General features: G+C 41.3%; 20 protein-coding genes. 11 read left to right on the top strand and 9 right to left on the bottom strand.

All coding sequences use genetic code 11. The features are described 5' to 3' along the window. Positions 1-33 precede the first annotated feature (33 nt). Positions 34-1,023, bottom strand: coding sequence for a helix-turn-helix transcriptional regulator (locus tag ACP6L2_RS13110; RefSeq protein WP_260039917.1), 990 nt, complete (start codon positions 1,021-1,023; stop codon positions 34-36). Between the two features lie 170 nt (positions 1,024-1,193). Between ACP6L2_RS13110 and ACP6L2_RS13105 the strand changes: the two genes are divergently transcribed. The 3 genes from ACP6L2_RS13105 (at position 1,194) to ACP6L2_RS13095 (ending at position 3,841) form a co-directional block, all read left to right on the top strand. Continuing rightward, on the top strand, positions 1,194-1,595 hold the full coding sequence (locus ACP6L2_RS13105) for a hypothetical protein (protein WP_344675318.1): 402 nt from the start codon (positions 1,194-1,196) through the stop codon (positions 1,593-1,595). Between the two features lie 678 nt (positions 1,596-2,273). Beyond that, entirely contained in the window at positions 2,274-2,861 is a 588-nt protein-coding gene (locus ACP6L2_RS13100) for a BfmA/BtgA family mobilization protein (protein ID WP_440509807.1), read from the top strand. 20 nt (positions 2,862-2,881) lie between these two features. Further along, a complete protein-coding gene (locus ACP6L2_RS13095) occupies positions 2,882-3,841 on the top strand; it encodes a DUF5712 family protein (RefSeq protein WP_440509806.1) in 960 nt (319 codons plus the stop codon). A 578-nt stretch (positions 3,842-4,419) separates the two neighbouring features. Here the strand turns inward: ACP6L2_RS13095 and rhuM are convergent. Together rhuM and ACP6L2_RS13085 are read right to left on the bottom strand one after the other, a co-directional pair. Then, on the bottom strand, positions 4,420-5,448 hold the full coding sequence (gene rhuM, locus ACP6L2_RS13090) for a RhuM family protein (RefSeq protein WP_440509805.1): 1,029 nt from the start codon (positions 5,446-5,448) through the stop codon (positions 4,420-4,422). Between the two features lie 104 nt (positions 5,449-5,552). After that, positions 5,553-5,966 (bottom strand): helix-turn-helix domain-containing protein, encoded by a 414-nt coding sequence (locus tag ACP6L2_RS13085; protein ID WP_440509804.1) that lies wholly within the window; start codon positions 5,964-5,966, stop codon positions 5,553-5,555. Positions 5,967-6,506: 540 nt separating this feature from the next. On the opposite strand from ACP6L2_RS13085, the gene ACP6L2_RS13080 reads away from it, so the two are divergent. The 3 genes from ACP6L2_RS13080 to ACP6L2_RS13070 are packed head-to-tail and all read left to right on the top strand — an operon-like array spanning position 6,507 to position 11,760. Then, on the top strand, positions 6,507-7,178 hold the full coding sequence (locus ACP6L2_RS13080) for a TlpA family protein disulfide reductase (RefSeq protein ID WP_440509803.1): 672 nt from the start codon (positions 6,507-6,509) through the stop codon (positions 7,176-7,178). Between the two features lie 11 nt (positions 7,179-7,189). Beyond that, positions 7,190-10,375, top strand: a complete 3,186-nt coding sequence (locus ACP6L2_RS13075; protein ID WP_440509802.1) for a SusC/RagA family TonB-linked outer membrane protein — start codon at positions 7,190-7,192, stop codon at positions 10,373-10,375. A gap of 11 nt (positions 10,376-10,386) precedes the next feature. Further along, on the top strand, positions 10,387-11,760 hold the full coding sequence (locus ACP6L2_RS13070) for a RagB/SusD family nutrient uptake outer membrane protein (protein WP_440509801.1): 1,374 nt from the start codon (positions 10,387-10,389) through the stop codon (positions 11,758-11,760). Positions 11,761-11,848: 88 nt separating this feature from the next. On the opposite strand, the gene ACP6L2_RS13065 is transcribed toward ACP6L2_RS13070, so the two are convergent. The 4 genes from ACP6L2_RS13065 to ACP6L2_RS13050 form a co-directional block, all read right to left on the bottom strand. Continuing rightward, entirely contained in the window at positions 11,849-13,597 is a 1,749-nt protein-coding gene (locus tag ACP6L2_RS13065) for a M12 family metallo-peptidase (RefSeq protein WP_440509800.1), read from the bottom strand. Positions 13,598-13,609: 12 nt separating this feature from the next. Next, positions 13,610-13,972: a hypothetical protein gene (locus ACP6L2_RS13060; protein ID WP_440509799.1), complete on the bottom strand. Its 363-nt coding sequence runs from the start codon at positions 13,970-13,972 to the stop codon at positions 13,610-13,612. A 206-nt stretch (positions 13,973-14,178) separates the two neighbouring features. Continuing rightward, entirely contained in the window at positions 14,179-14,529 is a 351-nt protein-coding gene (locus ACP6L2_RS13055; RefSeq protein WP_440509798.1) for a hypothetical protein, read from the bottom strand. A 788-nt stretch (positions 14,530-15,317) separates the two neighbouring features. Continuing rightward, the gene (locus ACP6L2_RS13050) at positions 15,318-16,301 is read right to left on the bottom strand and encodes a helix-turn-helix domain-containing protein (RefSeq protein ID WP_440509797.1); all 984 of its coding nucleotides are present in this window, start codon (positions 16,299-16,301) and stop codon (positions 15,318-15,320) included. A gap of 332 nt (positions 16,302-16,633) precedes the next feature. Between ACP6L2_RS13050 and ACP6L2_RS13045 the strand changes: the two genes are divergently transcribed. From ACP6L2_RS13045 to ACP6L2_RS13030, 4 genes are all read left to right on the top strand, one after another. Next, the gene (locus ACP6L2_RS13045) at positions 16,634-17,323 is read left to right on the top strand and encodes a hypothetical protein (RefSeq protein WP_440509796.1); all 690 of its coding nucleotides are present in this window, start codon (positions 16,634-16,636) and stop codon (positions 17,321-17,323) included. A 37-nt stretch (positions 17,324-17,360) separates the two neighbouring features. After that, positions 17,361-18,425: a polysaccharide pyruvyl transferase family protein gene (locus tag ACP6L2_RS13040; protein WP_260042002.1), complete on the top strand. Its 1,065-nt coding sequence runs from the start codon at positions 17,361-17,363 to the stop codon at positions 18,423-18,425. A gap of 289 nt (positions 18,426-18,714) precedes the next feature. Further along, on the top strand, positions 18,715-19,905 hold the full coding sequence (locus ACP6L2_RS13035) for an exo-beta-N-acetylmuramidase NamZ family protein (RefSeq protein WP_260042005.1): 1,191 nt from the start codon (positions 18,715-18,717) through the stop codon (positions 19,903-19,905). Between the two features lie 91 nt (positions 19,906-19,996). Next, the gene (locus ACP6L2_RS13030) at positions 19,997-22,435 is read left to right on the top strand and encodes an outer membrane beta-barrel protein (protein ID WP_440509795.1); all 2,439 of its coding nucleotides are present in this window, start codon (positions 19,997-19,999) and stop codon (positions 22,433-22,435) included. Here the strand turns inward: ACP6L2_RS13030 and ACP6L2_RS13025 are convergent. After that, positions 22,362-23,159, bottom strand: coding sequence for a CBM9 family sugar-binding protein (locus tag ACP6L2_RS13025; protein WP_260042013.1), 798 nt, complete (start codon positions 23,157-23,159; stop codon positions 22,362-22,364). The genes ACP6L2_RS13030 and ACP6L2_RS13025 overlap by 74 nt on opposite strands. Positions 23,160-23,196: 37 nt before the next feature. Next, positions 23,197-24,222, bottom strand: coding sequence for a hypothetical protein (locus tag ACP6L2_RS13020; RefSeq protein WP_260042015.1), 1,026 nt, complete (start codon positions 24,220-24,222; stop codon positions 23,197-23,199). 981 nt (positions 24,223-25,203) lie between these two features. Between ACP6L2_RS13020 and ACP6L2_RS13015 the strand changes: the two genes are divergently transcribed. After that, positions 25,204-25,398, top strand: a complete 195-nt coding sequence (locus ACP6L2_RS13015) for a hypothetical protein (RefSeq protein ID WP_440509794.1) — start codon at positions 25,204-25,206, stop codon at positions 25,396-25,398. Positions 25,399-25,481: the final 83 nt, after the last annotated feature.

Raw genomic sequence — 25,481 nt, 5'->3', positions numbered from 1 at the left:
GAAGCCCGGGCACTTTAAGAAGAATGGGGTCTATTAGAGGGCCATTCTCAGGCGGAATGTTTTTGGGGTGAAGTTGTATTTTTTCTTAAAAAGTCTACAGAAGTAATTGGAACTGGCAAAACCACATCGTTTAGAAATCTCCTTCACGGGAAGTATTTTTTGGATGAGAAGTACTTTAGAATGTTCTAGCCGATGATCTGTCACAAAATCGATGATCGTCTTTTTTTCAAGTTTATAGAATAGTCGCCTCAATGTCCGCTCGGTCATGAAGAATCGATTACAAAGGCTTTGAATATCCGTGATCTTAGAAGAAAGACAACCGGCCCTGAGATATCCCCGTATTTCGTGAATTTTTTCCTCGTTGGACATTTCAGATAGATGTATACGGTAGTCTTGGGCCTTATCATATATTTTCAGAATATTCTTGATCATGGGGAGAAGGGCGGATTCGAGGTCATTGTCCTCCAGCTGGGGTACATGCCAGATCCTGATGAGTTCTTTTGCAAGGGAGCGGCTCATAAAAAGTTTTTCCATATATTCTACCGAACCTCCGCTCTTTAAGGAAAATGACAGAAATTTATTCAGATTTGGTAGTGCCAGTTCCTCTCTCAGAATCCATTCCATCCGTAGGGAGATATAAAGGATAATATTCTTGCCCGGTTCAAACGTTGCCTTATATACATCCCGATTGTTCAAAGTTGCGTAATATGCCCCTCTTACAGGATGGTTTAGGAAATCGCCTTCGAGCATACTGAATTCAGACTCTCCGTCAAACATAAAGAACATAATCAATGACGGTTCAAGGACCTCGCATAGTATTGTTTCCCGTTTGTCAGAACATAGTTCCATTAGTTCCATGAAGTACAGAAAATTACTGTACCATTGAAACGACACACTTCCTCCAATGAATTTTTGATTTTGAGAATCTGCAAATGGAATTATGAATGTAATGTTATCTGTTATTGCCTTGCTACTTTTGCAGATCTCCAGTGAATCTAGATTAAATTTTATCGGTCTATTCATATCTTTAAAACTTCTAGGGGTAAAAGTCAACCAGCTATCTAAATTTAATTCATTTTTTCCGGTTTTTCAAAAATTCATTTAAGAGGTCCATTTTTTATGTATGTGCATTCGGTGTTACCATCGTCGGATTTTATACTTCCAAAGTTGGACTCCAATTGAGTTAGACTATAGTGAATCATTTGAAGTCTGATTTAAATAGTGATCAATCCCCTAATGAATCCCTTCGAATATTGTGCTATACAAACGTATTTCGTATGGCACAGGTACTTACAAGTTATTCGGAGTCGGAGTTCAAGGAGCTTCTATCCAACGAGGTCAGATCAGCAGTTAGAGAAGCTCTTTCTGGTGAAAGTAAGGAGAAACAAGCTTCACAGAACCATTCAGGGATTGGTTACAGGACAAGGCCCGAGACCCGAAAGTTATTAGGGATCGCTTATTCCACGATGCACTATTGGGAGAAGGCAGGGATATTGGTTCCCCACAGGATAGGCCGGAAAGTATTCTTCTCTGATCAGGCAATCCGTGAGGCGCTATCAAAAGCAGGAAAGGAGGCAAATAATGACCTTGGCTAATCAACATTTTGCGGTTAAGCATGCTAATTTCCCGTCCGCAATTTTATTATACCGATTGCCAATTCGAAGCATCATTTCTGTTTTCTTTTTCGAAAGCAGGCTGTATTTAGGACATAAGCTTCTAACCCTGTTCTGTGCATCAATTTATCGTGGACTCATGATATCAACCTATCAAGATACCGATAGAAAAGTCCATGATGCTGTATATCCAGATATACAGATCGGTCGATATATAGCACTCTATATATCCCGATCTCCAATAGGCTGTAATGCCAGTAGGCTCTTTGATTGGCTAGGTATTTCCGTTGCAACCTATACTGTTCCTCTCTCCAAAGAATGGAGGGAGAAAACACCCATGAAGCAGGTACATCCTTTGAGAGGAGGGAGACGAAGACCGTCTTACGACGGTCGCTTTTCCACCGCACTTCCTTTGCCCCTAACAGGGCAAAAGGTCCAATTTTCCTTAAGAAAATCGGAGCAAGCGGAGGTTGGGCAGAGCCTCACCTGCTTGCCCTCACGGTACCGTGAGGGAGGTTTCGGGAACCCTCCGGGGGTTCCCATGGCCGCTGGGAGCGGCAGAACAAAAGAAAATCGAACCCTGGGGCGGGTCCGATATATCGGATAGGCTATATATCCAGCACAGTGGATATATAGATATACAGCATAATGGATATAGCAATGGAACTTCAGAAAAACGGACGGGACAATACGATGCGGACGATCAAGTACGATATGCAGACCGCACATAAAATGGAAAGGATAGCGCTGAAACTGGGAAGGCCACAACGGCTTGTGTTCGCACAGATGGTGGACTATTTTCATCGCAGCAAAAAGGATCCGAAGGACGTTAACGACGAGCTGCTCAAGAACACGCTGCTCAAGCAGCACAGAGACTACATCGGTTTCATCAGGACTCAGGAGAACGACCTGCTGATCCCCATCAAAAGGGAAGTTGACCGGATGACCCGCAGCCAGAAGAATATCGTGGATTTTTTTAACGGCCAGCAGAAGCATAACAGGGTCGTACTGGAAGTGGACAGGGAGATGCTCGATGGGCAGAAAAGACTTGCCGATACCATAAAGGTGGCACTGGGCTCACTGGATGGGATCTCTGGCAGTCTTGCCTCAAAGGAATCAATGAAGGAGCAGTTCCGCTTCATTCTGGAGAACTACATCCGAACAAGGGACGGTTTTGGGATGATGACCTCTGCTATGGAGAAGGAGGAACTGGTACGCAGTACGAGGAAGCAGATAGATCTTTTATAGAACAATTAAAACTGGATCGGATGTACATCAATATAACGGACAGGAAAGAGGCCCAGAACAAAGGGAGCAGCGGTAAGCTCGTCCACTACCTCGAAAAGGAGAACCGTACTGAAAGCAGGAACGGGCCCGAACAGTGGTTCAACGGCCAGCGTCAGGATGTAGAGGCATATGAAGTGAGAAGGGCGCTCGACGGCAACAATGCGAAGCTAGGCAGGAACGAGGCCAAGTTCTTCCTGATCAATATCAGTCCCAGCCAAAAGGAGCTGGCACACTTGGAAAGGCTCTATGGCCAGGAGGGTATGAAAGAACACCTGAAACGGTATACCGAAAAGGTCATGGACGAATATGCCCGAAATTTTAAACGTGACGGTATCAACAGCAACAGGGACCTGCTCTGGTTTGCCAAGGTCGAGGACCATCGCTTTTATTCCCATAAAGATGAGGAGGTCAAACAGGGAATAAAGAAACGTGGTGACAAGAAAGAGGGCATGCAGCGCCATATCCAGGTCATCGTGAGCCGAAAGGACATCACGGGAAGGTGCAAACTCAGTCCGATGAACAGTTCCAGAGGGAGGAATGTGGAGCATTCCAGGAAAATGGGACAGTTCGACAGGGTTGCTTTCAAACAGAGTGGAGAAACGGTCTTTGACAGGGAATTCGGATTCGACCGTGGACTGAAAGAAACATTTGCCCATGCCAATGTCCAGAAGAATGGAGATATCGACCAGCGGCAGCAGATGGACATACTGATCGATTCGGAAAAAGGGACAGAGTTGGATAGATCTTTTATAAATGACCTTGCGAATGAAGTATCAAAGGATACTTACGATAACTCAACCGACTTGCTCGAAGTGATCGCTAATGGAATTGGGGGATTGCTGGGAACTCTTCTTGAACCTTGCCCTCCAGGAATAGATATCGTTCCTGAACAGGAACCCCGAAAGAAGAAGAAAAGAAAACGCAGGAATTATGGACGATAATAATTCTTGGACCCAGCATTGAAAGGAAGCTTCTCACTGCGGTATGTGCCTGTCATCTGCTTTGCCGCTGACGGGCACAAACCTCGTTCGGGTATGCAAGAGGTGTTTTGCCATAGCGCACACCACTTGCGAAATTCGTACAAAAGAATAAAAAGACGTGTCGGAGGTATGGTTATTCCATTTTCACCGCCTTTGGCAAATCTAGTCCGGCCCGTCAGGAAGTGTAAAGGGTATACAAGCGCAGTGCGCTTGTATACCCTTGACACTATCCCTGCGTCCGGCCTTCTGGTGGCCTAAGCAGTGAAAAAGGAATGCTCCGTTCCAATGGAAAGCAGATAGGCAGGTGTATCTCCAGACCGGAGATACTGCCAAATGGAAAAATCAGGCTGCATGAAAAATAGCAGCGGACTTCTGGCGATCTTTCCAAAGGAGAATCTGTTATAGAGGAGCTTTAAGAGCGATTATAAAAACTGCAACTATCAGAAATTATTGGTAGGAATTTCAAAAAGAAAATCCTCGTTCGGCTTTTCATATATTATCCTTTTTCTCAACGAGCTCTTGGTTGTAAAAACACGTTCCTATTTAGTATCTTTTATCAAGTTAATTATCAGCTTTAACATTATCTCCCGTTGGTCTGGCATACTTTGGGCGACAGCCAAAGCCAGTGCTACAAGTGCATTGTCTGAAATCTTTCTTTCACCTTTGGCATTGAGGTGGTAATTATTCTGTTCAAGGTACCAGACGAATATAAACGAACCTATACGCTTATTACCATCGCTAAATGAATGGCCCTTTATTATAGAATAAAGTAATTGTGCCGCCTGTTCCTCAATCGATGGGTAGGCCAGCATACCAAAAACAGTCTGCGATACACTGCCCAATATCCCCTCAAACGAGTCATCCTTTTCATTCCCAAACAGTGCACTTGCTTCGCCTTTGCTCATTAGGTCAGCTTTAAGTTGCTGTATCGCCTTCCTTACATCGAGCGTATTTATTACGTAAATAATATTTTCATTGAGGTCGCTTTCGGATAGGTCTTCTTTGTCGTATTTATTTAGAAGGTCAAAGGATCTTGAATAGTGGGAAATTATAGAAAGAAGGCCGTCTGTGAGGATAGCCTGCCGATCAAGAAGCTGTTGGTTTAATATATCTACCGCTTCTTGTAGTCTTTTGACGGTGCTTTGTTCTTTTTGAAGCAATTCCCAATTGATTGAATACCCTTTTAGTAGATAGTCCTTCAGTTTTTGGTTTGCCCATTTTCTAAACTCGACACCGACTGAAGACTTCACCCTGTATCCGATCGAAATAATGACATCCAAGTTATAGACAGACACTTTTCTGGACACCTCCCTTTCGCCCTCCTTTTGAACTTGGCGGAATTCCCGCCAAGTTGAGGCTTTATCCAGCTCTCCCTCTTCATAGATATTCTTAATGTGTTCCCCGATAGTCCTCCGCGCCTTGCCAAACAGCTCTACGATCTGTTGCTCGGTGGCCCATACCGTATCTTGGCCAGCATCTAAAACAACCTGAAATTCCGTTTGCCCATCTTGAGGTCTGAAAACAACTATTTCAGTATCCTTGATTTCTCCCAAATTCATATTTTCCATATGACTTCACCTACTTTTTTCAAATATACCCAAATACCCAAGAAACAAAAAAGCCGGACGGAGGTTCGGCTTTGCTTGTATACTTTGCTTTTATTAGAAATATATCAGTTCTCATCTTTATCCAACAATTTCATGATCTTTTCATTCATTGCAATAACGTTTTCAACTAATTTTGTGATCAATTTTGTTTGCTCGTCATTCGTAGTTTGAAAAGTACTGTTTTCTTGAATTGCTATCGGAGAGTTTGGAGAATTGCTGTTCTCAACAACATGCCCCGAATTGGACGCAACAAGTTTTAAAGGATCAACATTAAGGAACTCTGCGACACTCTGTATTATTTCAATGGTTATCTTGCTTTCCCCACGCTCATATTTGGTATACGTAGCTTCTTTCATCCCTAGATATTCAGCAACCTCTAGTGCCTTTCTATCTCTGAATTTTCTATATCGAGCTAAGTTGCGACCAATTGTCTTGTTCTCAAGGACAGTAAAATTATTATCTTCATTCAATTCTTCCATGGACATCACAAAATAGTTAGATTAAACAATTATTTATCGGTGTAAAACTACTGCAAAAGAGACAGAAATACAATCTAAGTTAACTAAATTTGATTAATAATTATGTACTAAATAGTAATTGAATTGAAAAGACGAAATACATAATTTACATATTTTTGTAAATTTGCAGAATCTTCAATAATAACAATGAAGCTTCTGCTTCGAGTCTTGCTCACGGGAACTAGCACTTCAATACGGGCACAAGATGAGAAGCTGGGACTCCTATATAGAAATATTCAGGGGTTCCCTTCTTATATGTGCTCAGGGTGTGCTAGCCCTCCGTGACAGTAAGTTGGGGCCTCTGTCTTATTTAAACCCTTCTAGCAGACTCGTTAACCAAAATGAGCATGAGTCTAACTGAACAACTTCTAAAAAATTTAATCTGCGCTCCAGAGTAAGTGCCGAGGCCGTTTAACGGCTTCCACTTCCCTATACTATGGCGGCGCCCCTGTGTCTAGGTTTTTTATAAACAAATTATGAACGTTATAAACCTATTTACAAATGAAGCTACTTTACAGCTACATGGGGCGGCTGTGTGTTTATATAATAAACTTCACTTCCCTATATCTATCTTTTATACCTGCCATAATCGAACATAAACTGGTATATGTCCGGCAGGTACTTTTTGTATTACCTTTTTGTTTCATAGTGTTTAGTTATGCCCAGGCACAGTCCGCCCAAAAACGGGCTGTTGCGGGGCCAACTTTAACTGAACCGCTAATAGTCGGTCAAAAAGTTCCTGAGGAATTCTGGAAACGGGAACATCTTTTTTATGTAAATGGGGACACCACTCGAAAAAACCTTGAAGATTATAGAGGGAAAGTCATCATACTGGATTTTTGGGCGAGCTGGTGCGGTGCCTGCTTAGAAAACTTTAAAAAACTTGATGAATTTAAGAAAGAATTCGGTGACGATCTGTTGATACTTTTAGTGAACCCGAAAAGATATCGTGACGACTATAAAAAAGTTGAAAAAGTTTACATGGACCAGTTCCCTCAGCAAGAATCCTCCTTTCCAACAATAATATTTGACGAATACCTGATAGAGATCTTCCCACATCTCGGTATTCCACATTATGCCTGGGTAAATGCAAAAGGGAGATTTACAGCATTTACTGATACTGGGGGCTTGGCTAAAGAATCGATCACATATCAAATAAAGAACCCTTATTAATCCCTAAGAATATGAAAAGAACTGTACATACAATAATCCTGTTTTTTTTGATGCTTGGAAATTCAATGGCGCAGCATTCAATCAGAGGTAAGGTCGTCAACTCCACAGGTAAGGAGCTTTCAGGAGTAACCGTTCTCGATATTGAATCAAAGACTACGACGATAACCGACAGGATGGGCAATTTCGCAATCAAACCTACAGGGAAAAGTCTTTTATTCACTCATTTGGAGTACCAGCATGTTCAGTTTGAACTAAGAAATGATACGGTATTACGGATCCAGATGAGCGAAAGAGATAATCAGATCGATACCGTAGCTGTCTACAATACCGGATACACCCGTTTACCCAAAGAAAGGGCCACAGGTTCGTTCTCCCAGATCGGGAGCAAAGAAATGGAAAAAAGGGTGAGTGGAAATCTTCTGGACAACATCGACGGTCTTCTTCCGGGAATACAGATGGATCGGAGGAACGGTGAGCCAAAATTGAACATAAGGGGAATGAATTCGTTATCGTTGGAAATGCTGGATCCCCTGGTCGTTGTGGACAACTTCCCGTTTACGGGCGAGATAAGCTCCTTAAATCCGTTGGATATAGAGTCTGTAACACTGTTAAAAGATGCGGCTTCCGCCAGTATATGGGGTGCCAGAGCGGGAAATGGCGTGCTTGTGATCCGAACTAAAAAGGGACGTGCGGGCAAAACAAGGCTATCCTTTAGCTCGAATTTAAGGTTTAGTGAGAAACAGGACCTATTTTATTATCCAGCTATTTCGAGCAGCGACTTTCTCGATCTCGAAAGTTATTTATATGGTGAGGGCTTTTACGATCCTCAACTGAACAGCACCTATGCAAAGAGGTTTGTTTTTTCTCCTTTGGTCGAAATACTGGAAAAGGAAAGATTGGGACAGATAACCCCATCTCAGGTAGAGGAAATGGTAAACATGTGGAAAGGAAAGGATTATAGAAACGACCTGATGAATCATGCTTACAGAAATGCCCTGTTCCAACAGCATCAGATATCGCTGGAGTCAGGATCACAGTTCTTTTCGCAGCGGACGTCCTTGGGATACAGAAAAAATCTGGACGGAAAGATGGGCAATGGCCAGAATGGATTGAACATCAACTGGAGCACGAGCCTGCGCCCTACCGAAAACTGGGAGATAAACACGTCGCTTATGTATGCACATGAGAATATCAGTGGAGGCGGAGGCCCTGACTATCCCTTAAATCCAGATGGTTCACGATATGCGCTTTATCCCTATGCTTCCCTTTTCGACAAAACGCACGGAAACTTGAGCATACCTAAAGGCTACAATTCACACTATCTTGACACATTGTCGGTAAATGGCATTAGAGACTGGAAATACCGCCCCTTTGATGAGATCGGCCTCACGGACAATAAATCCCGTTTACAGACATTAAATGCGAACCTTTCTATACGACGCAGGATTACCCCCGAACTCTCGCTTGATGGACTTTATAATTATGAAAGGTCCGACGGCCTGATCGAAAGCCTGAAAGACAAAGAATCCTATTTTGTGAGGGATCTCTATAACCGGTTCGGATATATGGAGAACGGGGAATTCAAGAGCAGGATTCCCGAAGGTTCTATTTTTGACAGGTCCAGTTCGGTCGCTGTAGCCCATCGGGCAAGAATTCAGGCAAATTTTGAAAAAAAATGGAGATCGCACCATATTACCTTGCTAGCGGGAGCGGAAATTTCAGACCGGACCCAAAATACGGCAATTTCCAGACATTACGGGTATAATGACCTTCTTTCTACGGTATTGGTTGACCCGACCGAGCAGTACACTATCTTTGATGATCTGGGAGGAACGAGTTCTATTCCCTTCCCAAGTGGCCTTGGAAGAATCACCAATAGGTTTGTGTCCTATTTCATGAATGGTTCCTATACCTTTGATGAAAAATATGTCATCTCTTTTTCGGCAAGAAGGGATGCCTCCAATCTCTTTGGCGTAAAGACCAACGAAAGATGGAAACCATTGTGGTCTGCCGGTCTTCTATGGAACATGGACAGGGAAAAATTCCTGGAAGACCATACATGGATAAACACCCTAAAGATCAGGTCGACTCTTGGTCACAGCGGAAATTCCGGGGGAGTGGCCAGTGTCCTTCCGATCATAGAATACCTCACGCCTGCACCTATCAATCTCTATGGGGTCAAGAGGGCCGGTATCTTGACCCTTCCGAACCCCACATTGAGATGGGAAGATGTCAGGATGTTGAACTTTGGCGCCGATGTTTCGGTGTACGGGAATCGTATTTCCCTGAGTCTCGACTATTTCTTCAAAAGATCAACGGACCTGATCGCCGCCGACCCTCTTGACCCTACATTGGGATTTAATAATATCAAAAGGAATGTCGCAGAGGTCCGGGGGCGAGGCTTTGACCTCCGTTTGTCGTCAAGAAACCTTGTTGGGAAATTGAAATGGGAAAGCACCGCTATAGTATCCGGCGTAAAGGATAAAGTTACCAGGTTTTATGGAAATCTTCCGACAACCCCTAATCTAGTAACCTACGCGGGAAGGAACCTTTCGCCAATGGAAGGTTATGCACTGTATCCGGTTTTCTCCTACCGTTTCGGTGGCCTTGATCCATTAAACGGTGATCCGATGGGCTATCATGATGGACAACACACGAAAGACTATTCCATATTGCTACAGGACTCCCTAAAGAGCCTAAGATATCATGGAACGGCAATCCCGACCCTGCATGGTTCCCTTCAGAATACGTTTTCATATAAAGGGATAGAATTATGGATGAATGTTTCCTTCAAGTTCGGCCATTATTTTCAGAAGGAAACAATCCGTTACTCGGACCTATTCAATTCATGGATTGGCCATGGCGATTATGCGGAAAGATGGAAAAAAAGCGGAGATGAAAAGACAACCAATATACCGTCCCTTTCCTATCCTGCAGATTCCAATCGAGACGATTTTTTCTCCAATTCAGAGGCAAATATCCACCGTGGGGACATGATAAGGCTACAGGATATCCGACTTTCATATAACCTATTGAACAATTCCTCGTCCAAGCTTGGCCTGAGCAGGGCAAACATCTTTGCTCTTGGCAGTAATATGGGAATTCTCTGGAAGGCAAGCAAAGGTCGCATTGATCCCGATTATTTTCAACTTCCGCCTCCAAGGACATTTTCCGTGGGAGTCCAATTGACATTTTAAAATAAAACGTAATGAGAAGATATTTCAAAAAAACTCTATTCTTTATACTTGTGGGTATCTGTGTCTGTTCCTGCTCAGATTTTTTGGAGGAAAAGCCGGATGCCAATCTTGCTACGCCCCAGAATATCGAGGACCTACGAGCGTTACTGGACAATGAAAGTGAGATCAACAGGAATTTTCCCGGACTTTTGGAAATGGGTACAGACGATTTCTATCTGGATTACGCGGACTGGTTATCACGGCCTTCTTTCGAAAAGGCTATTTATTGCTGGGAAAAGGAACCCGTCATGACCTCGAGAAATACCTCACAGTACTGGACAAATTCCTATGGAGTTATCTCCACGTCCAATGTGGTACTGGAAAGTCTGGAAAGACTTGGACTTCATAGCGCTAAAGAGGGGAGGGAAATCCAGGGAGAAGCGTACTTCATCCGGGGTTATATGCACTATGCATTGGCACAGATCTATGGACAAGATACTGATGGGGTGGGATTGGGAATACCGGTCGTAACTTCATCTGACATTGAACAGAAAACCCACAGAAAATCTGTCACCGACACCTACAGCATGATAATCGACGATCTTAAAAAAGCCTCTGACCTGCTTCCCGAAAAAACCGGGTATCTTACAAGGGCAGATAAGAAATCTGCATTTGCTGCCCTTGCCCGGGTGTATCTCTATCGTGGCGAATATGAAAATGCCCTGAAATGCTCGGAAGAGGTTCTGAAAAGGCATTCTGAACTTTTGGATTACAACAACGTAACCATTACCAGCAGGAATCCGTTTCCTGTCAAAGAAAACCCCGAAGTACTTTATTTTGCCGTAAGCGCATCTGCTAGCCAGCTTCTGGCTGTGAGCAGAAGTAACGTGGATAGCTTGCTGTATTCCTCCTATCAGGAAAATGATCTACGAAAGACCGCATTTTTTAACAGAAAAAGAGACAGAGTATATACATTTAAAGGCTTTTATAGCGGGTCTGAGGTTTCATTTTTCAATGGTCTGGCACTTGATGAAATCTATCTGATCAAGGCAGAATGTCTCATCAGACAAGGTGAAATTGATAAGGGACTAACAGTTCTAAATTACCTTTTAGAAAGGAGGTACCGCAGTGGCAGCTTTGTACCGTATTCTGGCCTGCTTGAAAAAGATGCCCTCGATCTGGTTTTCTCTGAAAGGAGAAGAGAACTTATCCGAAGAGGGGTCCGTTGGTCCGACCTGAGAAGGATGAACAGACAGCAGGGATACGAAAAAGAACTAAAAAGAGTACTCAAAAAATCTGATGGTTCGGAGGATACTTTTGTCTTGCCTCCCAATGATCCGAGATATGTTTATCAGATTCCTGCCGAAGTTATTTCAATGACAGGGATACCCCAGAACCCCAGATAGCTCTTAAGGATGAATAAAAATAATAGGCGTAACTTTTTAACGCCTATTATTTTTATAGTTTATTGTGTTTTAACCTATCTCAATAGGATTAGCAACGTCGGATCTGGAAGGAAAACCCTGGGCTGTAATCGCTCCAGACACCACATTTGTTCCTGACCCTAAAAAGAAGGGTAATCATGAACGGGGACGAGAAATTGCCGAATCCAATTGTTATTCCCGGATTGATCACATCATTGGATGGACAGTTATAGTAGCCAGCATTATTAACTATCTGTGGAGTTGCCTGCCCATGCAAAAAAAGCTGCCATTCCACCTCGGCAATATTCCTGTTAGCGAGTGAACAGCCATATGATCCATTGTAGACTATGCCAAACGAGATCGGTTGATAATCATTCCCGACACATCCGGGGCCATTCCGTTGCACGGTAATATTTGAAACATCGGGAGTATAGATACCTATCTCCAGGGCCTTGCTGATTACAATGGAGTCGGTACACGCACCTGTCAGGGTTGCTGTCAAGGTTATCGTCCCGTTTGCCAGAGGAATAATCATAACTCCCTGTCCACTGGGACTCAATTGGACTAGGTTGCCGGGAGAGACTGTCCAAGAGACGATGTCACCGGGCTGTATATTTGCCAATGTATACAACTGATTCCCGCAGATGACATCAGGTCCTGTGATCCAAAATAGCCGTTCTGGTACGAGGCAAAAACTATTGGAATTAATAAAGTTTCCGATCCTTGAAATCGAAGCCACCGAAAAGTACATCGGCACGGATTTATCGCCCTGACACATTATACTGGCAGTTGAGGTTCCACAGTTTATACCATCTGTATGGATACCACCAAAATTATGGCCCAGCTCATGGGCAGTTGTGAGGAATTCATTGAATCTTTCCCTTGTAAAACCATAGGATTTATCCGGAGCCCGGCATATTGATCCTATTTCATACACAATCCCATAAACACCGAAGGGGCTAAGATCGCCTCTCCCCGTAAACAGATGGACTACATCTCGACTGACTTGTTGAAAATTCGCATTCCAATAGTTCCGCAATTCGTTAACAAGTTGCAAACTTCCCGCTTGGGTTGTGGGGTCTCCTGTATAGGGGTCGTTAACGGTCTGCCAGACATTCTGAAAGACCACCCTGATGGTAACATTGAAAGTGTTTTGATATAATGCTTCAATGTTATTGAAAATCCCGAGAATACGCAGGTTGGTATTCGTTCCGTTCCTTTGAAAGAACTCAAAATCAGCATCGGTGGCAACTTTTAGGAACCTACAGTTGTTGATCATAGGTAAGAGCTGGTCAAGGATGTCATTTCTCATTTTTTTCTCATGATCGTCCGTAACACCGCACCATGCGTCTTCAAGATTGATCACATCGTTTTCAGAATACGTTATGAAGGTGTTCCTATGTGTCTTTAGCCCTGTAACTTTTTCAAGACTGTCTATAAATAGCTTTTCATCCGCCACCTGAATAAAACCTCTGATCTGATCATCAAATATACTCAACCTGACTTCGTCGTCTGTTTTTGAGATTGTTCCCTTGAACGTAGTTATCAATTTCGTTCCGGGATGATCGTTGTCGGGCTGTCCATCTATATACGAAATGTAGTCGCCTGACCTCAGGTCATTGGGAACTAGATCTATGAGAAATTCTTCCCCACCAACGATCAGCCGGAGTTTTACAGGTAGCTGCATTTCCCCGATCAGCCCCGTAAGATCAGTAGGACAGGTATGGATTTCATACTTACGTAAGATTTTACCCATAGAGAACCCGTCTTCCAAAGATTTACTAACCTTTAGAAGAGCTATATCAATTTCTTTTGCCATAATTTTTTTTGGTTATTTCTTAAATTCCAGATGGCTCAATTCAATAATGGTAGATCCTGCATCTGTATTTTCAGGTAGTTCCACCATCCTTCCACTGAACTCTACATCTTTTTGTGTGTCTTTTTCAAGATTGACAGATTTTGGCAGGTTACATACTACCATTGGTAGCATTCCATCCACTTTGATATAATATTTATTATCATCAGAGCCTTTCCCGTCCAGTGTATTGGAATAATGGAGAGTCCCATTTTTCTTTTCCAATAGAGCGATTTTTGTAGCGGCAGAGAAATTACAGCTTTCGAACGGGGACGAATGTTCTTTATCTTTGCACGAAGTTATCAGACAGAATAACATTAAAGTGGTTAAAAGTTTCATGAGTTTATAAATGTTGGTTCAATAAGTAAAACGAAATTCGTCATTTTATGCTACAGAAGACCTAAAATTAAAAATTGTAAATAAATTGGCCTTTTGAAGAATATTGAGCCTTATTCTGATCATAAGGCTCAATGTCCAACCAACATACTTTTGGTATGAACCTATCCTACCGGTTGGTTTTTGAAAAAGAAGTTGTCAGCGACCTGTTAATTCGACCTAAATGACTGAACAGTGGAGTTAACTTCACCATCAGCAAGGGCCGCATTGATGTTGTTCACAACGGTAGTGGTCATATGTGGCTTTGTAGGGTCGGAAGGATCTGCTGGTGCTTTAATCGAGCAGATCACGTCATCCCCATTTCCACAATTAGGATTTGAAGTAGCTGTATAACTTGATTTTAATGTGGCATTTCCAGAAGTATAATACCAAGTCTGATCGGCAAATTTCTCACTTTTTGTTGGGGCATTATTAATTGCTCCGATCGAAAGGAAATATCCAAATAATAATACTGCCAATAATGCGCCGGCACGTAGCCAGCTGTTTCTTGAAGTTGCCATGGGCAAAATATGCACTTGAAGATGAGTGCGAACTTTTGTTTATAAAAGTGTTATTTAATCTTTGCATATCAGTTTCGCCTCTCAGTTACGCTTTTGAGGGATCTCGTTCAGTGGTCAATCAGTTTCCTTGAAGCCGAAGGACCGAGCGGCTCGGGAAGGTGGCGAACCTAAGGGGATAAAAGAATCTTTTGACAACTCTCTTGTGGGCTAAGGTTTTCAAGAAAGGTGACCACCGCAGATCGATAACTTTTGCTATCAACCTAATGATCATGGATATCCGCAGGAAAATGGCGTGCATCCTTATCCGAATGGATAGGAACAGCTCCTCTGCCTTAAGGAGGAAACCTGTCGTTTTTCTTTTCGCTGTGCCTGTTGTTTTCATTACATCCATTTTTTTACCTGTCCATGTACCTGTTAATCAGCAGGGCTACCTTGGCCCCGCCTGCCCACCATGGGCCTGTTTGCACTTTATCGCTGTACCCCCGTCCATTGTCCCGACATCCGTATCTGTCCTGAGCGTACCGGCGGATTATGGGGTTGGTCTCACTGCCAATGGGCCCCTGTCTAGAACTATACCATTGGGATACTGGTTTGCCCCCGATACGCTTGCCATATCTTATTTTGTATTCACATCCATATCGGCGTATGGTTATGAAAAAAAGTTGTTCTTCTTATTGGACAAAGATAGGTAGGGGAATCGGTCAGAATGGTGTCGGTTTTTTTGGTAAAACCAACTATTTTCATCAAATCAGAAAAAAATGGACACCATTCAGAATAATAAAGTACGGTTATCTGTTCTTTCTCCGATATTCAGAGGGTGAAAGCCCAAAATAGATCAAGAAAAGTCTGAAGAAGTTTGACCCGTGGGAATAGCCTGCACTCGCTATGATTGTCCTTACGGACATATCGGTATCCATAAGCAGCCGGACTACCGTCCCCATTCTCATATCCCTGATATGCTTGTGCAGGGACCTGCCGAAAGCAACTTGACAATAGCCTTCGATCATTGATACCGGTTCACCGATCCGTCGGGCAATTTCAGCCTTCCTGACATCCCTATCCGATGTATAGTGTGCATCAACGTACATGATCAGGGCATTGGCGATCTCCATGGAGAGCTGTTCCTTTACAACGTTTCCCTGTTTCAACTGGCGTTGGTAGATCCGGATCAATCGGGACACTACAGAAGATATATCACTACTGCGAACATGGATGTTTGAACTTACCTTCCTTATGCAGCTCCACAGGTCAATTACCTCTCTTGTCATCTTGCATACCGGCAACCGGACGGTATGCGGGGATCTCTGCCGTATACATTCCATAAGGATTTCCATTGGGGGATATGTCCTCTCTGCAAGACCGAGGGATTCCCTGTCCAGAGCGAATACTAGGATAACATGTTTGCCTGCACTGGCCTTTAGCCGTGCTGTTATGGAAGGATTGTAGGTTTTATAATAAGATCCTCCCATAGCATATGAAAGAAGCTTTTCTTCCTGAAAGAACCTGAAGAACCCCTCGATCATGACGACCGTAAAGACGACCGGCTCAGGAGCGGAGAACATTATCTCGGTCTCTTCAAAGGCCTCGAGTTCCATGAGCAGCAGGTGGCCGCCAAAGAATTCAGACTCTTGAAGGGACATGCTGTACCCGACGTCCCGGACTATTGTCCAAGGCAGCCCACGGATTGGGTAATTGCAGAAGTCGGGCTGATCCATCACATCTTTTTTTATAATTGCCGTTTCTAAATAGTGGATAACGAGGGGATTTTTCATGCGCATTCTCCGTTCTCCCCGGAAAAGTTTGGATTTCCCGAAGCGTTAAATCCTATAATATACAGAATCCAGAGATGTCTAACAAATTTTCTCGACCAACTGTCGTTTTACCCACATGAAACATAGTTTTTACTCGACATTTTCATCTTGAGGGTTCATATATGACTCTCTGAGTATCCACAGTGGACATAATGCTTCATGTGATGCATTTTTTTTGGTATATTGTAGTAGGTCCCGATGCGGACAGGTGAAGGTCAATATTCAGTTCTCTGAACTAAGTATTTGATAATGGATGTGTCAGCGGATAGTTGAATTATGTAAAGCATAACAATATGAATAGCAGGATAAGATACGCCAGATCCATTTTTGTAGATTTGGGGGAAAACCCCATCCTTCCCCCCTTTGCTCTAGGTCCAGACCGTATGACTGTGCATGAGGGTTATCAGGTCGCTGATTCTGTCCAGAGGTCCGACAGCTGTAACGTAGAGATACTTTCCGCATGCGACCCATCGTGCCATTTCCGATTTTCCAGGTATACCGTCCACAAAGAGGTCAAGCTCTTTTCCGTGCCCAACAGGCCAGTACTGACACTGAATATCCAATTTGCCGGAAATATAGACTTCCGGTTCGGGGAACACCAGACAGGACAGAGCAGGGAGGGCGAATGCCAGCTGTTCTGGAAGGGCGACCAGACCGTAGTGCAGCACCTTCTTCGGGGAGAATACTGTACGCTGGACATCTTCTATGATGACACGATGGTACCCGGCCTAAAAATCGATGGAAAAAAGATCCATTTCTGGAAGGCCGATATGCCGAGCTTGCCGGTATCGACTGACTTCCATAACGCCAGATTGACAAAGGAGACCAAAGTTCATGCAATGGACTTCGCTGAGAGAACACTTACCAACGAATTTAATTCCCGACACCTTTATTGGTGTAGATACAATCGAGAGAACGAGAACCGGGAAAATAAGGCGGTAAAGGACGAATTAAGGAATAAACCCATGTGTACAATAAAATAAGCAATACTAGAGTAAAACTTCTTTAAATATTTTTATTATGATTGGAATATTGACTTTTTCAAGATGCTACAATTATGGTGCTTTCCTTCAAGCATATGCCTTACATCGATTCCTGATCGACAATGGTTATGATAATGAACTAATTGACTATAGGAGCAAAAAAAGCATCGACAATGAATTGAATTCTCTACTGAACGAGAGGAAAGGCTATACATTTTTAACACTAAAAATATGGTTTAAAATTTTAAAATTCAAGATCTATCATTTTAAGTTCAAGAAAACGAAACACTATTTTAGCAGAGAAGAACTATCACAAAAACACTACGACCTTATAATAATTGGAAGCGATCAGATTTGGTGCTATAGTAAAGAATGGGGTGGTGTCGATACACCATATTTTTCAGACAAACTTTCGGCAGACAGAATAATTTCTTATGCAGCAAGTATGGGACCTGATAATTATAACCAACAACATCCAAGAAGCATTACACGACTTATGAAAAATTTTCATTCTTTGGGAGTACGGGACACCAATTCATATAAGTTTGCAGAACAGTTAAATCCTTCATCCCCGACACTTGTTTTAGACCCAACTCTTATTTATCCATTTGAAAAGGAAATTAAATACGTCAACCTGGAAAGATATATCCTCTTCTATTCCGACGGATTGCTACCAGATGACAGAACACTTACAGAACTTAAAAATCTAAGCAAGGAAAAAGGATTAAAAATAGCTTCTATTGGCAAGCATTTTGATTGGGCGGACATTAACATTGTGTCTCCCTCGCGTTCTCGCTGGATGGGCTATTTAAAAAACGCGGACTTTGTTTTTACATGTATGTACCACGGGTTACTCTTCTCAATAAAATTCAATAGACAATTTGCGATGTTTCTAATTCCCGAACGAGAAAACAAATGTCTTGATTTCCTTAAGAGGACGGGTTTAGAGACTCGAGTTGTGCGGGATCCAAGTCAAATTCGCACATTATATTATACCACAATAGATTATTCTCAGGTAAACATATTTATGCAGGAACAAAAAGAAATATCGGTAGCATTCCTTAATGAGAACTTAGATAGAATTTCCATTGCGAAAGATTAACGCCGATTGTCATCAAACTTTTCATGCGTCTTTATGCGATATCGTAAGTAAACACGCGAATTTACTTTTGACGAAGTTGCTTGATGGTGCAGTGGAGGTGTCTGTAAATCAATTTTAATGGATTTTTTAGAGGATTTTTGCGTTTTTTTGCATATTTAATTTTTTATTTATATCCTTACATTAAAATTGAGGACGGGGTAGTCAGTTTCTGAATACGAAACTCTTGACCATCTATAAACTTAGTTGATCCATCGTGGACCATCGACAACTTATTTATAATTTATTTGTTATGAAAATTAGAAAAATCATTCCGTTTACTTGTTTCTTCTTTTTGATTTCCCTGTCTGCAATTTCACAGATAATTCCTGGTGCAGATCGGCTATCAGAATACATTGACTACCTAAAAGATAAAAGAATTGGAATGGTAGTAAATCCAACCTCACGCATCGGCGATAAACCTAGTGTAGACAGCCTTCTATCTTTAGGTGTTAATATCATTAAAGTGTTTGGCCCTGAACACGGTTTCCGCGGAGACGTTGGAGCAGGCGTCAAAATAAAAGACGACGTTGATCCGATAACAGGAGTAAATGTTGTCTCGCTTTATGGGAAGACAAACAAGCCTACAAAAAAGATGCTGGAAGATGTTGATTTGATTATTTTTGACATCCAAGATATTGGTGTAAGGTATTTCACATATATCGCGACCATGCACAGGGTTATGGAAGCATGTGCCGAAAATGACAAGGAACTGTTAATATTGGACCGACCAAATCCGAATGGATACTTCGTCGACGGTCCTATACTGGATATGGCATACAAATCAGGTATAGGGATGCATCCTGTTCCAATCACCCATGGGATGACTATAGGCGAGTATGCCCAGATGATCAATGGTGAAGGATGGCTTGCCAATGGTATTACGTGCAAAATAAAGGTTATTCAGGTTGCCAATTACAAGCATGACATGGAATACGTTCCACCCGTTAATATGTCTCCAAACATCAACACATACCAAGCTGTCCTTTTATATCCGTCCACCTGCCTGTTTGAGGGAACGGTGTTAAGTGAAGGCCGGGGCACAAAATTTCCTTTCACCCTGATAGGAGCGCCTGAATTCAAAGGAATTTATGATTTTTCGTTCATCCCAATAAGCATTGAAACCATGAGCGCAACACCAATCCATCTGGGAAAAGAGTGTTACGGTTTGGATTTAAGATCGGTCGACTTACGGGAAATAAGAGATTCCAGGAAAATAAACCTTTCATGGTTAATAGAGACCTACAAAAAGTTCCCTGATAAAGAAATATTTTTTGATAACAAGCAAAGCAAAGAAATTGTAGTCTTCGATAAACTGGCAGGAGGTCCTTTGTTAAAAGAACAAATAATCTCCGGCATGAGCGAGGAGGACATCCGTAAAAGTTGGAAGTCAGGGCTTGATAAATATAACAAAATGCGTAAAAAATATTTAATATACGAATAGATTATATCTGTCCCAATACGACGACATTGCAGAATAAGCGAATGTTGTTGGAGAAATTTTCCAACTGTTTATACCCTTTTCCTACTTGCAGATGACCTTACGTAAAATTTTATTCCGATCCATATTGCTCGTATTTTGCTCTTTCCTATGGACTGGGGCTTTTAGCCAAGAGTTTAACTACGAATTTACCGGAAAGGTTGTAGATAAGGAACTGCATCCTATCAGTTCGGCAACCGTCATCGTAAATGACAAAGAACAGAAACACGTTTCAAGCGCTATTACAGATAGCTTGGGTTCGTTCATCTTAAGACACAACAAAAGCATTGACGGCCATACATTAAAGGTACAGCATCTAGGATATAAAGAGTATCAAAGTTTAATAAAGGGGGCAAATAATAATGACCTCGGTACAATTCAGCTGTTAGAACTGGACAACATGCTTAAAGCCGTAGAGGTCAAGGCAAAACCAAACCTTATCGAAGTCAATGGCGGCACTATAACCTACAACGTAGAAAACTCGATCGGAGGTCAAGATGCTTCAGCCCTAGAAGCACTTAAACGTGCCCCTGGCGTATATGTTGAAGGCGAAAGTTCAATTACATTGAACGGAAAAGGAGGAGTTCAGATATTGTTGGATGGAAGACAAACATATCTTTCTGGGAAAGAGCTTACCGATTTGCTAAAATCACTTTCTTCTAATGATCTCAAGTCCATCGAGATCATCAATAGTCCTACGGCAAAGTTCGATGCATCGGGTTCAGCCGGTATTATAAACATCAAAACGAAGAAGATTCAAATCAAGGGCCTAAATGGAAATATAACCAGTACGGTAGCATATGGTGTTAGTCCCAAACAGCTGCAAAATATGTCCGTGAACTACAGAGTGGATAAACTGAACGTGTTTGGAAGCTATAATCACACACTCGGAAATTATAATTATCTTTATGGTTCTAACAGATCCCAGAATGGGAAATCATATAATAGCCATACCGAGGATGTGGATAAGAGACAAAAAATGTCAGCGCGATTTGGCATAGACTACCTACTTAATGATAAAAATACGATTGGTTTTCTTGCAAATGGCAATTTTATTTTCGGCGGGGGTATCACAGATACCAGAACAGAGATCAGTACACAGCCCTCTTCGGTCATTGAGGAAACTTTGGATGCGGTGAACGACTACTACGGACAGGTGACAAGTCGATACAACTTTAACTTAAACTATCGATATGAAGATACTTTAGGTCACATTTTAAATATTGACGCTGACTATGGATTATTTGATAAATGGAACAAAAATCTTCAGTCAAATACATATAAAGATGTCAATGGACATGTAAACAAAGATAACTTATACCGTACCTTGAATGGAATTGACATTGATATGAAGGGGGTCAAGGTCGACTATTCTGCAAAAATATGGGAGGGGACTGTTGAAGCCGGCGCCAAATACTCCCAAGTTAGTTCTGCCAATGACTCAAGATTTTATCATGTTATTCCGACCGCTGATAGTCTGGACAACCGACGGTCAAATGATTTCCAGTTTGACGAAAGAATTTCAAGTGCGTACTTGGATTACAGACGTGCGATCAAGAAGTGGTCTTTTCAGGCTGGTTTAAGGTTGGAGGTAGCCAGTTCAGAGGGGCTTTTATTCTATAAGGAAGATGACCAAGATAAAGACAGTGAAATAAAACGAAGCTTCACTAACCTTTTTCCTTTTTTTTCTATAACTACACAGCCCGGTGAGAATCAAAATCTATCGTTGTCATATGCAAAACGCATCGAACGACCTGCCTATCAGGACTTGAATCCATTTATATACATGCTTGATGAACTGTCGTTTTGGCAAGGGAATCCTTTTTTAAATCCAGAGCTGACCCATCGTCTTACATTATTGTATTCTCGCAGGAATTCAACCGTTGTAACTTTTAACTTTGCTTACTCAGATCAGTTTAATGCCAAAGTAACCGATACCCTCGAGACCGAAAAAATCGTTATGGTCAGCAGGAATGTTGGCATTCAAAAGCATTGGTCACTAGCTCTGACTCAGAATTTTTCGCCAAAATCATGGTGGGACCTCTCATTCAACGGTCTATTATATTATATCCAAAATGACGTGTCATTCGACGAATACAGGAATCTCAATTTACAACAATTTGCTGGTCGATTAAGTCTTTTACAGTCCTTTCGATTACCATTTAAAATGAAAGGTGAGATTTCGGCTTCCTATAATTCAAAGAGGCTAAGCGGAGCAAATACCTTCAGTAGGGCGATTAGTCAAGTCGATGTCGGACTCCAAAAAGCATTATTAGGCGATAAAGCATCGCTGAGGATAGCCGTAAATGACATATATAAAGGAAACCAGAGCAAGAGCAACCAAAGTTTCCCTGGATTTCAATCGAGTAATTATGGATACTTTGAGTCTAGGCAGGTCAGATTAAGTTTCAGCTATAAATTTAGCAACGGTCAATCAGGTTCTCAGCGTACGAGAAAATCTGCATTAGACAGTGAAAGTGGAAGGATCCAATAGGAGAAACCGAATAATTTTTATCGAATATTAACCTCCCGTAAATTGAATTATCCCAAGCTGGATTAGTTTTGGTTTTATCCGCCCAGGTTTTTATATTTCTTTTTTTTGCCAAAGCTCCAGGCATAATAGTTTCGCCGTCATTATCGATAACATTCAGCTCGAACCTGATACTTTTATCTTGGGAAGGATGAATGCCCAATGAGTTCCAAGGTATTTTACATTCATAAATATATCCCATATCATATTCCTTATAAGAAGATTTAATTTCAGAAAAAGAACCAACAGTAGTTATGTCTCTGCCTTGAAGGCTAATTGTATCTGCCCCATAAGTAAGCCTGAAATAGCTAACCGTATTTTCCTTTTGCTCTTTCAACCCGTTGTCAAAATATAGCTCTATGCCATCGAGCTCTCTAATTCTAAGATCGTAAACTCTTTCTATCTCAGACTCTGCATAAACAACAAACCGTTTATCATCCTCAACTTTAATTAGAAAATATAAGTATTCGGAGTCCCACAAACCTTTAAAATTAGCTTCCAAATCTTTGGGTTCTACTATGCTAGTCCGGGAAAATCTTACATTGGGGACGGGCTCCCACTCACATACGTCCCAAGAACTCTCGATATCTGCGTCTATTACTATCGGTTGTTTGGTTTCCTTGAGGGAGAGAGTTTTAACTTCATGTCTGACACAAGCATTTAAAAAAAAATAGGCTTGTGATAACAAAAAGCACTTTTGATGCTGTTTTCATAAGAACATATATCTAGTGTTGGAAGAAATTATTTGCTATCAAAGAATCAAACAGAGCGTTAGCTATCATTGTGTGTCCGCTTTCATTTATGTGGCTATCAGGATACGATATATTCTTACGGTCAAACTTTAGGTTCAGAAATAAGCTACTGATCCCATGTTGACTAAAAAAATGAGCCAAATTATTTTTTTCAGGATAATAGGAAACTAGTATAAGTTTGGCCCCGCTCTTTTTTACCTTATCATTTGCTGCCACTAACAACTCCACCGTCTTTGCCGTACTTAAATAATGCTCCTCCATCTCGTCGCCTCTTGATATTTTATCCCGATACACCCTCATTAAGGCTGCGCGGCGAGATTTAGTAACGTTATTTATATCTACTCTACACAATGCTCTGTATATGTAGGAAGAGTTATACATGAATCTAAATATTTTCATATCCTCTAACTCGTCCACCATATCCTTCGCTACCATTTTTGTAGATTCACTTTTGTATGTTAATGAATAACCTTTGTAAACATCTCTGTGCATAACGCCGATACTTAGTGGGAAGCTCATCTCGAAAAATATTATATCTGGCCGATAATCGAGAAATTCAGATTCGATCATTTTTAAATTCGATAAACCCCTGCCTAGTCCATCTATACTGAGGTTAACAACTTCTACCTTCCTTTTTGAGTGATTAAGTAATTCCTGAAGTTGGACCGCATAATTTTTCTCTCCGTCCATATAAATCCCTGTAGCGAAAGACGCGCCAACAATTGCTATTCTCAGTGCACCCGGTTGCTTCTCTTTCTTCATCTCAGGATTATACAGCCCATATGAATTAATCCTCACATGTCTTCTTCCAATTCCTGGCTTACTTAAGAACCCTTCACTTGAAGGTATATGCCTATAGCCGATAGCACTATCTGGTCGAAAGATCGTCGGAGCAGCTTGGTCTTTTAACTCTTCCTTGTAATAAGTCCTAAAGAAAACTTCGAACAAACCAAGTACTGCCAACGCGATAATCAAAGAAAATACGATTATTTTTTTCATTATAATATTTTAAATAGTCTATATTTTATTACCTCCAACTTATAGCTAACTGGCTTTTTCAAAAATTTTCTGATAATTATAATATTGGTGATAATAAATATCGAATAGGGCAATATATACTGCCATGGTGCAGATTTGACAATTGGAAAAAGAATCATTATAAAAGTGAGCAAGATCGAGGCTAAATCAAAATACTTACGATTCAAGCGCTTTTTTTCCGTCAGAACAAAAGATGGTATAAGTACAAACGTTATAATGATGGGATAGGCACCGGCACATAGAGATATCTTTAAATCGAAGAATTGAAAAAACCTTCAAAGACTCAAAATAAGAAATCGCTGAGATTAAGATAGATGAGGGAATTTTATGATTATAGCTCTCCATTTTATGTAAAACAAAATAAAGAGCAAATAAGATGTATTTTTCTCAAGAGTCCTCTATTCCTAAACATCTTCACAAAGAAATAGTACCTTCAGTTTTGTTAAACAATGGAGTGTAATTAGCCTGAAAACTAAATTCGTTATCTAGGCATAAACCGTTATCTCGCATTTGCAGAAAATACAACAGATTTGAAATTGTCAGATTTTTTCTCTCTTATGCTACTGCGGAAAGACCGCGTATCGGATTGCTTCTTCCGAGAAAATATTTTATATTTAAAGCATATAGCAATTGCAGCTAAAACGTATGTCAAACCAGTGAGCGATTCGGTGAGTAGGGAAACCGAAAGTTTGCAAACTACTGATAAAGAGACTGATGCCCGAAGGGTGTTATTCCCCTACGGGCTACGGAAAAAAGCGACTTGAAAAAGTCGCTTTTTTAGTATATAGTAGTTAGTATTTAGTAGTTAGACCTATTGCTGCTAAGGGATTCGATCACAGAGGTTTTCTTGGGTAATAAAAAGCGCGATTCTTTCATTAGGATCCATAATGGACATTTTAATTTTTTAGTAACTTTGGGAAAGTGAGATTAAGATGTTCTGATATGGAAATCAAAATAAAAATTGATAAGCGAAGTAAGCAAGCAAAAGTATTCTACGAATATCTTAAAACGCTTCCTTTTGTTGAGATTGAGGAACCTAGTTTCAATAAGGATACTGATAAGGCAATAAAAAAAGCTAAGGTAGGAAAGGTGAGCAAAATTAGCCTTGAAGATTTTAGAAAAGAACTTTATTCTTAATGTACTGACTGCTCACTCTTGGAAAAGAATAAACCTCACAAGTTAAATGGTAATTATAAATGAACTAAGTGTTTTGGCATCAG

Source organism: Sphingobacterium lactis (genome assembly GCF_051951495.1).
Lineage (GTDB): Bacteria > Bacteroidota > Bacteroidia > Sphingobacteriales > Sphingobacteriaceae > Sphingobacterium > Sphingobacterium lactis_A.
The sequence above is the reverse complement of the archived record's forward strand: the minus strand, read 5'-3'. Positions and strand labels throughout refer to the sequence as shown.